Annotated in this window: 9 protein-coding genes; 5 read left to right on the top strand and 4 right to left on the bottom strand. The window is 37.3% G+C overall.

Annotated elements, in window-relative coordinates:
• The first annotated feature begins 453 nt into the window (after nt 1–453).
• Entirely contained in the window at nt 454–1,548 is a 1,095-nt protein-coding gene (locus tag ASE01S_RS07925) for a hypothetical protein (RefSeq protein ID WP_245630337.1), read from the top strand.
• Nucleotides 1,549–1,670: 122 nt separating this feature from the next.
• On the opposite strand, the gene ASE01S_RS07920 is transcribed toward ASE01S_RS07925, so the two are convergent.
• Nucleotides 1,671–4,175 carry a YheC/YheD family protein gene (locus tag ASE01S_RS07920; protein WP_067840752.1) on the bottom strand — a complete coding sequence of 835 codons (2,505 nt, stop codon included), beginning with the start codon at nt 4,173–4,175 and terminating at the stop codon, nt 1,671–1,673.
• A gap of 184 nt (nt 4,176–4,359) precedes the next feature.
• Between ASE01S_RS07920 and ASE01S_RS15525 the strand changes: the two genes are divergently transcribed.
• Nucleotides 4,360–4,536, top strand: coding sequence for a YjfB family protein (locus ASE01S_RS15525; RefSeq protein WP_083512056.1), 177 nt, complete (start codon nt 4,360–4,362; stop codon nt 4,534–4,536).
• A gap of 451 nt (nt 4,537–4,987) precedes the next feature.
• Here ASE01S_RS15525 and ASE01S_RS07915 read toward each other — a convergent pair whose 3' ends face one another.
• Nucleotides 4,988–6,118 (bottom strand): Fic family protein, encoded by a 1,131-nt coding sequence (locus ASE01S_RS07915; protein ID WP_067840749.1) that lies wholly within the window; start codon nt 6,116–6,118, stop codon nt 4,988–4,990.
• 398 nt (nt 6,119–6,516) lie between these two features.
• Here ASE01S_RS07915 and ASE01S_RS07910 point away from each other — a divergent pair, with 398 nt between their 5' ends.
• From ASE01S_RS07910 to ASE01S_RS07900, 3 genes are all read left to right on the top strand, one after another.
• Nucleotides 6,517–9,180 carry a cation-translocating P-type ATPase gene (locus ASE01S_RS07910; protein ID WP_067840746.1) on the top strand — a complete coding sequence of 888 codons (2,664 nt, stop codon included), beginning with the start codon at nt 6,517–6,519 and terminating at the stop codon, nt 9,178–9,180.
• 399 nt (nt 9,181–9,579) lie between these two features.
• Nucleotides 9,580–11,232 carry a sensor domain-containing protein gene (locus ASE01S_RS07905; RefSeq protein WP_067840744.1) on the top strand — a complete coding sequence of 551 codons (1,653 nt, stop codon included), beginning with the start codon at nt 9,580–9,582 and terminating at the stop codon, nt 11,230–11,232.
• A 106-nt stretch (nt 11,233–11,338) separates the two neighbouring features.
• On the top strand, nt 11,339–11,959 hold the full coding sequence (locus ASE01S_RS07900; protein WP_067840742.1) for an SGNH/GDSL hydrolase family protein: 621 nt from the start codon (nt 11,339–11,341) through the stop codon (nt 11,957–11,959).
• Between the two features lie 428 nt (nt 11,960–12,387).
• Here the strand turns inward: ASE01S_RS07900 and ASE01S_RS07895 are convergent, their stop codons facing one another.
• Entirely contained in the window at nt 12,388–12,828 is a 441-nt protein-coding gene (locus ASE01S_RS07895) for a hypothetical protein (protein ID WP_067840740.1), read from the bottom strand.
• Nucleotides 12,829–12,982: 154 nt separating this feature from the next.
• Nucleotides 12,983–13,132, bottom strand: coding sequence for a lmo0937 family membrane protein (locus ASE01S_RS15770; protein WP_157065172.1), 150 nt, complete (start codon nt 13,130–13,132; stop codon nt 12,983–12,985).
• Nucleotides 13,133–13,239 lie beyond the last annotated feature (107 nt).

Raw genomic sequence — 13,239 nt, 5'->3', positions numbered from 1 at the left:
ACCCATTCCCTTCTTAAGTGAGTTTCTCCACTTGTATGTCTCATCCTTAGGAATATCTATACTAATGGATTTTCTGACTTTTGTTTTTGTTTCTTCTATTGTTTCATATACAAATACGAAGCGGAAATTCAATCCATCAACAAGTTAATATCAATAATGTTTAGATTCTTGTTAGTAAACGGATTGAATGTATAGCTACTTCATAATTTGCTTAGCAAAGGCTGTTGCTTAAATTCTCCCTAATACTTATTAAGAGACATAGACTTTTAAATATTGAAAAAAATTCCATTATACTAATTTTGACATATTTTTCGTATTATTTGTGTTATTCTTTAGATGTTATTATCACTTTTTTATAGAAAGGAGCTTGATAGATAGGAGGCTAAAATAGACAGCATTGAAAGAACAAACACACCCTTGATTGACATAAATTAAAATAAGAGAGGTGAGACTATGCGTATTGGTAAGATGAAAGGTATTTTCATATTAGTAGTAATATTCATTTTGTCTAGTATATTTGCAACGGATACTCTATTGGCTCAGGAGTCCATTATTGAACCGATTGGAAAAAATGTTGACTTAAAGCAGTTTAAATTTGAAGCCAGTAACGAAGAGATCGACGCAAGCTTTAATGATACTGAATTAGAAGTAAATAAACAACAAGACATTGCAGTAAAGGATAATGATATTAAAACAAGCGGCTCTTATCTAACTGATTCAGATCGATTTATAAACAGCAGTTCGTTAACAGAATCGAATCCAGATGATTGGTGGTTTTTTACAGTTGATAGTGATAGAAGTATAGTATTTCAAATAGATTCGGAAAATAGTGATTATCTTGTTCAGCTCTATCAAGTCGATTGGAGTTCTGGATCTGCTTATCCAACTACCCTAGGTGGAGGAACTGGCCAAACTATTGCTCACAGCTCACTTCCTGAAGGTGATTGGGCATTACGTGTATTTTCACAAGGTGAAGTAGGAAGTTCATATACAATTAGAATGAATGCTACCAATCCGGAAGGAGCAGTTGGGATTTTATCATCATCTACTTCCTTACAATATCTTGTATTGCGCTATGAAAATGGGGAAATCTATTCGAATGGTTCCTATATTGCTAATCTAAATGAAAATAACGAACACTTAGAATGGAGGCGTAACGTTCAAATTAATTGGGATGGTAACTATAATCGCCGAATGCATAGGGTTTCAGAAGTCAAAATTAAGAGTATTTCTGCACCAGTAAGATATCAAGCAAGCTACGCTAGTTCAGACAGTGCCATTCTAATATATTTAGATACAGGGACATTATTTACGCATTTTGAATCTTATTTTCGGTCAGGTCCGCCAACCCAATACGAAAACTCATTTGTCGACACAATTGGCAAAACTACTCCAAGATTTTTAGATGAGGATGACCTTGCAAACTGGGGCGACCATATTATTGTGTATGATTTTAATACTAATCAATCAATAGATTTTTTTAGCGTGCTAAACTTCTATTATGCTAGTGGTGCTGAGTCAATTCCTACAATTACTTATCTTAATTAATTTAATAGCCTGTCGACATGCATCTTTGTGATTGTCGACAGGCTTACTAAATATTAACGTAAATTTGATTGAATCCGTTTGAGATTGCTGAGTAAAAGTCCGCTTCTTTATTTTTATCTTACCTAATGTTCCACCACACTATTTTTATCAGCAGTTTGAGCAAGGAAAATACAGTACGGAATAACCAAACGAGCTACTTCAAATTCGATGTAAACTATTCCTGGCTTGTTCGTGTTGACTTCAATTAGATAGAGATTTGATTCGGAATCAATTGCAATGTCCAATGCTAATTCGTTAAAATCATGGCTATAAAAACTTTCAAACATTTTAGCTACAATTAATGATAATTCATCTATTTGGTCTAATAACAAATCGGGTTTAATTGAAAAGTTTCGCTTAATAAAACCATCTAGAGTTCCAATATATCCACCATTTGACATTGCTGAAATCGTAGCATAATTAAAGCCAATTCTAGGATACCTTTTAACAAACGACCAATTTCCGCTACCATCCTTCATTAAATGGACACGAATATCGAAAGGATTGCCTTCTTTTGTCCGTGTTGATATATATTTCTGAACAATGAAACTGCCTTTTTTCAACAGGGTTCTTAAATAGTTAGATAAAGCAAATTCATTATATTGTTCTTGATTTTCTCCTTCAACTAAAAGATACTGATCGGTTGTCTGTTTTTCTATTAAATGTACACCTCTAGCAAAAGAACCAACCTCTGGCTTAAGGATAACGGCACCATATTTATTTAGATAGTGAAATACATCTCGAGTTTTCTGGACCTGTTGGTAAGGAATAATATGCTGATTGATCACTCCTGCGTCATTCAATTTGTTATAGACTTCTAATTTATTTATCGAATTACCAAAAAACTCGTTAGTTACAGGAATTTCTTCAAATTCTTCGTAGATGACGTTATATTTTTTTACTCCTCTTAAGCGTAGACGATCGTAAACAACATCTGGGTACTCGACAATTTTAGCTACCCATTCATTATCTTGATAAAAGTGTCCTCTAATCTGCATTTCGTCAAAATCTATATCTTCCGGTCCAAAGCAAAAGAAATTAACTTGCTCAAAGTTAGCTACATAAGCACAAGCAATAGCTAGCTCGTTCATTTCCTCCTTTGCAACCAGCATACCAACTGTTGTGCGGTCAGTTAAATTAGCGATCTCTAACTGGGAACTTCTAGCATTAAACTGACCTGCAAAATATTTCTGGCGTTGGGATTGATTTGTGATGTAGATGCCGTTAGCAGCAATATACTTTGCGTAACCGATCGAATTTACTGCTCGTTCTTTTTCATGGTAAGTGGACTGTGGTCCATTGTTCACCTCATGTATCCAGTAGCTTTGGTTTTGGTCAATAGCTAAATCTAGTCCAAGCTCGTCAAGAGCGAAACCATAAATTTTATCAAGATGGTGGGTTAGATTAAGAGATAGTTCCTTTAATTTAGCCGCATGCGCCTTCCCCTTTTGTGAACCAAATTCTTCAACTAAAAAAGCATCAAGATCAAGCGTTCTTCCACCACGACTAATATTACTTAAAATACTTTTTTTGTTACCAATTCGTGGGTATATTTTGGTTATCTGCCATTTACCATCGGCATTTTTTTGAACATGAGCTCTGATATCATAAGGTTCATTGTCTTTAGTCCGTGCATTGACATAACGTTGAATAAGAAAACTATATTTGTCCATTGGGATATTTTGCTTAATCCAACTACTAAATTGTCCTCGATCAAGTTTTTCTGATTTAGTATGATCCTTTAAAATGAAAGAGTCTTCTTGCTTCTCAACGAAATAGATGCGCTGCCCCTGTCTACCCACGATAGGTTTAATAACAGCTTGGTTATATTCGTTAAAGAAATCAAAGATAGTATCTTCATTTTGAATAACCTTGAAGAAAACGAGTAAGTCAGCAAATTTCTTATTTTCTAAAATTCGCTTAGGTAAGTAGAATTTATTTTCTAGGCCAAAGCTAGTAAATGGAATGAGCCGTCGAAGCTTTCTTTCTGTATGTGATTGATTTAATCGGGATGACATCCCAATATTAATGATCACACTAGGATAAGGAAAGGCTTTAGTTTGCCATGTCCCATCTATGTAATACTCCCCATTTATCACTTCCTGATCAAAATCAACGTTTTCTGAGGAGAAGAAAAAAAGTTCCGTTTCTTGTTGATTTGCTTCGTCAACTAATGCTTTAATTCTATCTTTTGAGTAAGCCTTACGTGGGCTAATGTGATTTAAAAATACCCCAATAGAAATGGTTTGTTGATTGTTAGAATGATTTTGATTGATTTGTTTCTTTAATCCTCTTAGTCGAGGCATTAAGGTAAATTGAATCATTTCCGATACTTTTAGAAACTGGTTTTGTTCAATCTCTTGAGCCATTAGTAAAATAATTTTTTCTATCGCTTGTTTGTCGTCAGCATACTGTTCCGGTAATGATTGACAAATGGCTGTAACGCCATCAACCATAGAGCTAAAGATATAAATACTTTGTGTTAGCTCTTTTGCTTTAACAAGTTGGCTTAAATGTTCAGTTGCTTCTATTAAAGTATCTACTATATTTGAAATTTGGGTTAGATTTTTTTCATCTAAAGCGTTCATTCTTTTCCTCCTTGCATTTTTTTAGAAAAATATACTTCAATTATACCAGTAATATCGACTTTATTTGCATTATCTTTAGAAAAGTGAGCTGTGAATACTAATGACATTTTTACCCTCGTCTACCATCTTTGTTTATGATAGACTAAACATAACAGGTCAAAACAACAAGTGAGGTGAACAAGAGATGGATATTGCCCGTTTATCAATGGCAATGAGTCAGGCGAATGTTCAACAACAAGTTTCATTAAGTGTGATGGGAAAAACAATGGACCAAGTTGAGATGCAAAGTGATGGTTTAATCGAAATGCTGGAGAAATCCGTACACCCTTATTTAGGACAAACCATTGATGTCCAAGCATGATTGCTTAGATGGAGACTAAAGCAGAAGGATTGATCTGTAGAAATAGAAGCAGGCTTTTTTAATTCAATGCTAATTTCTACAAAAAAAGTGCTGATCTGTTTGTAGCTAGCTTACCACTGTTTTCTTTAGCTAATTAGACGTTGGCAAGTTCTAAGCTATTGATAAAATCTTTATCGCAGTGTAACTGGCTGGGGCTGCGATAACTCGCAAGGGCTTTTGTAAGACTCCCACTTCAAGCAGTAAGGGAACGTCATGTCTAAGTGGGAGATCCAACAGCCAGTAACAGCCGATTAGTTCAACTAACGTTCAGTGGGGGAAAGTGGAAGCTGTCTAAGTTCGAGACGTCGTGTCGCAACATCTGCACGAGTACATCCTATGCGTCGAAACCCCCACTGAACGAAGTTTCACTTTATCCTTCTTAACCAAAAGCGACGGCAGTTGCCGTCGCTTTTTAGTCGCGTAGTATACGCATTAGATCATAATTTCGATACTTTTTATTCCTTACGACATCATGATCAGTAAATAGTAATTGGTTCTCTACTAAATTATTTAACGCTCTACGCACAGTATTAGGGGATAACTGAGTTATTTCAGATGTTTTCCGAACGGTTGTAAACGGATCGGTAAAGGTGTAGATCCAAACTGCTTTTTCAGAATGAGTCGAGCATTTGGCTAATCCACTTCTTGCTAGTTTTTCTACTGCTTCTAACTTACGGTTGATTTGATCAGCCATACGTTCGCTGGCATTAAGAAAAAACAGAATCCAACTTCCCCAATCCGGGTTATCTCCTCTAACGCCATTTAATAAGCTATAATAATAAGCCCGTTCCTTTTCTAATTCTTCACTAACAAAAAAGATAGGTTGGCTAATTAGACCAGATTGGACAAGATTTAGTACAATCATAATTCTGCCAAGACGACCGTTTCCATCTAAAAAAGGATGAATAGATTCAAATTGAGCATGCATAATTGCTGTTTTAACTAAAGCATCACTATATTCATCAAAAATATAATCTTCTGGGTCTAAATGATTTGTGGATAAAGCTTTATCATAAGGATGATGATTAATAAAATATTCTAGATTTTGCATGTAGTCTTCGATAGAATCAGCTGTAATAGGAATATAAGTTGCATCCTCAATTTTTTTAGTTGGTCCGATGAAATTTTGAATTTTTCTATATTCACCAGGTGCTTGAATCGATCCCCTAGCCCCATCCATTAGAAATGTGTGTAGCTGTTTAATTAAACGTGATGTCAGAGGGTACCCATTTTTAATTTGCTCGTAACCATTGAGAAGAGCATGTCTATAGTTATTTACTTCAATAACTTCCCATCTCGGATGCTTATCATGCTGTTCTTCAACCATATCGGTAAATGTTACTTGTGTTCCTTCTATCCTAGTAGATTCGACGGATTCATTCAGTGATAGAAGTTGTATTAATGCTTCGCTAACGACGGAATGTTTGAATCGCTCATCTAATTGGCCGATTTTTCTGCTTACAACCGAAAGTTTATGCATGATATCCAATGCTTTAGAAACAGGAACAGCAATTGGCAACTTAGTAATCCCTGTCTTGGTCATTTATAATCACCTTTTTTTGATAAAATTTGTTTATATCTTTATTATAACCTGATTTAGCACAAAAAATAAATAGAATTGCGTTAATTTTTTTTTGGTATAGCTTTAGTTTAACTTGACTTTCGTAAAGCTAGGACTTAAAATAATGACAATAAAGGGGAGTAGCTTATACAGTGATGTCGTCATTACGGGATATATATTTTCTCCGGCGTTACTGGCAACAACCGTTGTTAGCAAGACCTTTACCAATGATTTTCCGACTTCTATTCGGAAGCTTATTGGTAAGGGTCTTTTTTGTTGTTTTAAAAAGGAAAAAAATGGTCCCCTTTTTGATAAGCTTTATGAGTGGATTAGCGTTGGAATGGTTATAACTAAAGATAAAGTCAGGAGATGGTGGAGAGATGGAGTATTATCGACAGGAGAAAGAAGCTGTCCTCAAAGCGTTAGCTTCTAATAAGGTAGGGCTGTCCAATCCAGAAGTTGAAAAGCGTCAACAAGCAGAAGGCTTTAATGAGCTAGAAGAAGGTAAGAAGGATTCGATTTTGAAACTTTTTCTAGATTCATTTAAGGATGCGATGGTGATCGTCTTGTTGGTCGCCGTATTGGTTCAGCTCCTCTTAGGGGAATATATTGAAGCCATTGTTATTATATTGGTGCTAATGCTCAATGCTATCATTAGTGTGATTCAGACGAAAAAGGCTGAAGGTTCGCTGGAAGCCTTACGCCAAATGTCTGCACCAGAGGCTAAGGTCATTCGTGCTGGTGAGAAGCATACCATTCCAGCTAGAGAATTGGTTCGAGGGGATATCGTTTACTTAGAAGCTGGTGATTACATCCCTGCCGACGGTCGTATCATTGAGTCCGGATCGTTACAGGTGAATGAAGGGATGCTGACAGGTGAATCTCAGGTAGTAGATAAAACGAATGCAGCTATCACAGAGAATGTTGCCCTTGGTGATCGGACGAACATGGTGTTTAGTAGCGCCCTTGTTACCAACGGACGGGCTACATTTGTCGTAACTGAGATTGGAGCTAAGACTGAGATTGGAAAAATTGCTAACATGCTGAATACGGCTGAGCAGAAGCAAACACCGTTACAACGCAAGCTGGATGCCTTTAGTAAAAAGCTTGGTATCTGGATTCTGTTTCTATGTATTGCGATTTTTGCTGTTCAGGCAGCACGAATTTGGTTTTGGGAACAAACACCCGATTTAGCAACAGAGTTACTTGAGGCATTGATGTTTGCTGTTGCGGTAGCTGTAGCCGCCATACCTGAGGCCTTGCAATCGATTGTGACAATTGTTTTGTCCGTTGGGACGAATAAGATGGCAAAGCAGCATGCCATCATTCGTAAGCTTCCTGCTGTTGAGACGTTAGGTTCAACGAGTGTCATTTGTACAGATAAGACAGGGACGCTAACTCAGAATAAAATGACGGTGACCGATTATTATATTCCTGCTCAGAGTAAGCAAATGATTGATCAAGGTCCTGAAAAATGGTCGATGGCGGAAAGCCGATTAATCGATGTAGCCGTATTGTGTAATGATAGTTACATCAATGCCAAAGGAGCAGAGGTTGGTGACCCGACCGAAGTAGCTTTGATTAACTTTGCAGAAAAGCATCAGCAAAGTTATATTCAATTACGAGAATTGCATCAACGAATCGATGAGCTACCATTTGACTCTGATCGAAAGCTAATGTCCACATTGCACAATATTCAAGGTGAACGGATGATGCTAACTAAAGGCGGACCTGATGTGATGTTTGATCGGGCCAAATCGATTTTAATTAATGGTAAGGAGCAGCCATTGGATGATCACTGGATGGCAAAACTTCGTGAACAGAATGAAGCATTTTCTGCTCAGGCTTTACGTGTACTTGCTTTTGCTTATAAAAAATTTGATCAAGCAAAGGAGCAGATCAGCTTTGATGATGAATATAACCTTGTTCTGATCGGACTAATGGCGATGATTGATCCACCGCGAGAAGCTGTTTATCATGCGATTGAAGAGACCAAATCAGCAGGCATAAGAACAGTCATGATCACTGGAGATCATAAAACAACCGCTGAAGCCATTGGACGAGATATTGGCTTAATGGCCGTAGATGACTTTGCTGTAACAGGCCAAGAGTTAGATAACATGTCTGAACCGGAACTAGATCAAAAGTTAGAACATATTACCGTCTATGCCCGTGTGTCCCCTGAAAATAAAATTCGGATTGTTAAAGCATGGCAGAGGAAAAATCAAATTTCTGCGATGACGGGTGATGGAGTTAATGATGCCCCTGCCCTTAAGCAAGCGGATATTGGCATCGCAATGGGGAGTGGCACAGATGTCAGTAAGGATGCTTCTGCCATGATCTTGACTGATGACAATTTTGTTTCAATTGTCAAAGCAGTTGAAGTCGGAAGAACGGTATTTGATAACATAAAAAAAGCGATTGCCTATTTATTTTCAGGAAACTTAGGGGCTATTTTGGCCATTTTGTTTGCTGTTTTCGTCGGCTTACCGAATCCTTTTACCGCATTACAGCTACTTTTTATCAACTTAGTTAATGATTCCTTGCCTGCAATTGCATTAGGAATGGAGCAATCTGAACCCGATGTGATGAAAAGGGCGCCACGTTCTATTGATGAGGGAATATTTGCTGGAGAAACATTACGTTCAGTCATTTCGAGAGGATCAATTATTGGGATTGCCGTTATCATAGCACATTTGATTGGGTTGCAATATTCAACAGAAGTAGGTGTTGCCATGGCCTTCACAACCTTGATTCTATCAAGAACACTTCAAACATTTGCAGCCCGCTCGAATAAGCAGACGATTCTGGCGATTGGTTTGACAACGAACAAGTATGTGCTAGGGGCTGTGGGTTTATGTTTTGGTTTGTATTTACTTACAGTTCTGCCAGGCTTGCGGCTTGTCTTTGCTATTCCTGATGATTTCGGCTTTCGTCACTGGATCATTGCCACAGCATTAGCATTAGGAGCTGTTCTTATTATGGAAGTAGTCAAAGTGATCTTTCATGTCTTTAGCAAAAGAAATGAAAAGCATCTTAATTAGTATCGATTAGCTTAAGCGAATTGGCTAGATCAAGTTTGATCAAAATCACAAAGTGAGAAATTCCACGATCCTGAGCACCATATGAACTGTTTGCTAAATTGGGACTTTTGACTGTTTTGAAAATCCATTTAGTCATGCTAGCTTGTTATGGCACACTTTAACATGCATTTTCTAATCGGGGAAGAGACTGTTCATGTTCGCTTACCTTTTCCCATGTTGGAATAACAATCCCATCTCCGTTCTAATTAGATACGATTGCTTATATTATGGTGATAGAATAATCAGTGAAGGAGTTGCATCCGATTCACTGATTATTTTGTTCATTGTTACATATAATTTCGTAGGAATAGTTTAGAATGCTATAATGATAACTATCATAGCCTGAAAGGAATGGGGCGCATGGAGATCATGAACCAGAACATCATTGATGGCATCCAAGAAATGGTTTTTGTCATGCGTGTCAGCGCAGATGCTAATCAATTTTTTTACCTATTGATCAATAAGAAAGCTAGGGAGCAACTAGGTATGTCAAATGAACTGATTGGTTGTGAACTAAGGGAAGTTCTAGCAAAAGATAAAGTGGCTACCGTCGTTAAACAGTATCAGGAAACAGCCATCAGTAAAAAACCGAGTACCTATGAAGATACCTACTATAATATAAATAGCTATAGAGTGAGTGAAACAACGTTAACGCCTATCATTGAGGAAGGGAAAGTGACAATGATTGTGGCCGTTACGAGAGATATTACAGCGATTAAAAAAGCAGAGCAGCAAACTTTTATTAGTAATAAACGCCTTCAGCTTAGTCGGAAACGCTATAAGTCATTGTTTGATGAGAATACAGACGCCATTGCTTATATGAATGGAAAAGGCAGACTAATAAAAATGAACAAAGCCTGTCGACAGCTAATCAGTTTAGTTAGTCAATCGGAGCGCAATTATAATGTGTTTGATTTAATACGACCAGAAGATAGAGAGGATGTCCTTACCACTCTTCAACAGACACTCTCTGGCAAACCGACAGTGATTAATACTTCGCTTTGTAATGGTGATCATTATCAAATTAGCCTTCAAGTTAAGTTTATTCCAATGATTATGGAGCAAGAAGTGCAGGGCGTTTATGCCATTTTTAAAGATATGACAACAGAACGCTTTGCCAAAAAAGCCTTGTTAGCAAGTGAGGAAAGATTTCGGTTAATTGCTGAGCACTCATCAGATTTAATTCAGCTTTTAAATCAACAAGGTGAACTTGTCTATGTTTCCCCCTCTCATCACAAGGTATTGGGCTATGATTTAGACAATTTAACTCGTATCACTTTATTTGATCTCGTTATTCCAGAGTTTCGTCAACCATTAATCGAGTGCTTACACGTTGCCTTAGAACACCGATGCCTTCAAAAATATGAAGCGAAATTTCAGGATATAAAGCATAATGTGCGTTGGTTTGAGCTTCAATTAGAACCGGTATTTACTGAGGATGGTTCATTTAAACATACAATCGTGGTAGCGCGTGATATAGAGGAACGAAAAAGCTATGAGGAGGAGCTTCGTCGGTTAGCTTATCATGATCCGTTAACCGGTCTAGCAAATCGACGTCTATTTAATGCTCGATTAGAGCAGGTTATCACGATGTATGAAAGGAAGAAAAATCCTTTCGGTGTAATTATGCTTGACCTTGATAACTTTAAGGGGATTAATGATCAAAATGGCCACGAGGCTGGGGATTTAGTTATCGTTGAATTAGGTAAACGCTTGAAGCATAGTGTCAGAGAAATGGATACAGTGGCACGATTGGGGGGAGACGAATTTATCATTCTTCTTCCTGAATTACAGCACAAATCACATCTTCTAAACGTTGTTAACCGAATTGAACAAGCTATCCAAATGCCTTGGTCAATTAAAAATAAACAGACGACAGTAAGTGTTAGTATTGGTGTCGTCATGCCTGAGACGCCAACAAGGAGGCTTCAAGATATTGTGATCAAAGCTGACCAAGCGTTATATGAAGCAAAACGAACGGGGAAGAATAAAGCGATCTTTTATAGTGTATAGTCTCAATTGGTAGAGTGTCTCAACTAGATATTTACAATCTCTATTTTTCTGTGGCATAATAGTAAAGAAAACGATTTCTTGATTGGTGTAATGGAGGAGAGACACGATGGTAAGAGAACGGTATTTGTTTATAGGAGATAGTATTACGGAATGGGGCCGTTTTGAAGATGATGAAGGGATTGGCGATAACTATGTACGTCTGATTAGGGACCATCTTGCGATTACCAAGCCTGAGCAATTTCCGATTATTATAAATCGTGGGATTGGTGGTAATCGTGTGACCGATTTAGTCGAACGTTGGCAAGAGGATGTGATTGCACATCAGCCTGATTTGCTATCGATTTCAGTTGGTATTAATGATGTATGGCGGCAACTAGATAATCCACAAATGGAGCAAGTTTATCCAGATCAGTTTGAAAGATTATATCGTCAATTGATTGATCAGACTAAGGCGAAGACAGGGGCAAGAATTGTACTGATGGAGCCGACCATTATTGAAGAGGATATTCAAGCAGAAGGTAATCAAAAATTAAAGCCTTATGTTGAGATTATCAATAAATTAGCTAAAGAATACGAGTTAACGATTGTGCCCACACATCAAGCTTTTCTTAGCTATTTAGCGACATCATCCCCTTATCCACTTACGATAGATGGTGTCCATACCAACAGTGCTGGTGATTATCTGATGGCCCGGACATGGTTAGAAGCACTAAACCTTTGGCAATAAGTAAGTAGCTATTAGAAAGTCTCCAAGCTGATATTAAATAAATAATAACCCCTCATTCGTAAGCGTGAGTCCACTGAAAGAGCCAGTAGAAATAGAGAAATTTGTCCATTCTACTGACTTTTTCATTTATCATAATGGTATTAATAGTGTAGGTGATTCCCCAATGATTTCAAATCAATAACTTTCAGTTTTAGCCCTTATAGGTTAGGGAGGATCCTAATCTAGGCAGTAATTTTTGAACGAAGAAATCCAATGCGCCTTGGCGTATTTGTGCTCAGGTTCTATTGGGCTTCCTCGATAAATTTCTGCTGAAAATATGTGGATCCACCGTCAGCCAGTAATGGCCCGATTGGTTCCACTAACGTTCAGCCGGGGTTAGTACGCCCACTTAATGGAATACATATTTGCATTCTGCTGAATGAAGTTAGTTAAAGCAGAAATTTCTTCATGTCATCAATTTGCTCTTGTTGGAGTGAGAGAAGTTTATTTTCAAGGGCATAACAGTGCATGTCTACTTGTTTATGGTTATTTTTATGTTTAATACTTTGAATAATTCCCTTTGTACTTCCCTCTATAAGCATTTCTGCGATATGTGACGAGGATTTGTCTAATAATGTATTCATTTCTACTCCCATCCACAAGCTAGCTTTCTTCATTTCGGAAGCATCACGAGGAACTTCACCTTGTTCTGCTAATAATTCAGCCGCTTCCTTTTTTACTTCATTGTAACGGGAACTATACTCATGTAGTTTATCTGACATTCGACTATCCTCTGTCTTATTAATCAGAAGTTCGGACCCTTGAACTCCCATGGTGGCAGCTTGATATATTTCATTAAGCATATCAATGGATTCATCTGTTTCCTTCATAATCCTAACTCTCCTCATATAATGTTAAAGGCTCTAACTAGTTCCTTCATTCTTAGCTATGCCTCAAAGCCCCATTTAGGACGACGCTTCCTGCTATATTCATTCTCATTAAAGGCGGTTTATAAACTGATTCAGGTTAGATTTTTCAAACCTGTTAGACATCCCTTTTTCTTCCGGTAATGAGATTGACTATGAAAACAATTAAGGCAATCACGAGTAAAATGTGAATTAAACCACCCGCAAATTCAAACAAAAAGCCCAACAACCAAGCTAAAATCAATATACCAATAATTGTCCAAATCATTGTTACACTCCTTTTTGTATTGTTTACGAAAAACTAAAACTTTGATCCATAGTCCAAACGAGTTTCATGATAAACGGACTGTTTACTTCTTTAGTGATATTTTCATT

Origin of the sequence: Amphibacillus sediminis NBRC 103570 (genome assembly GCF_001552275.1) — a bacterium.
Classification (GTDB): domain Bacteria; phylum Bacillota; class Bacilli; order Bacillales; family Amphibacillaceae; genus Amphibacillus_B; species Amphibacillus_B sediminis.
Note: the sequence above shows the minus strand (reverse complement) of the source record. Positions and strands in the feature narration are given on the sequence as shown.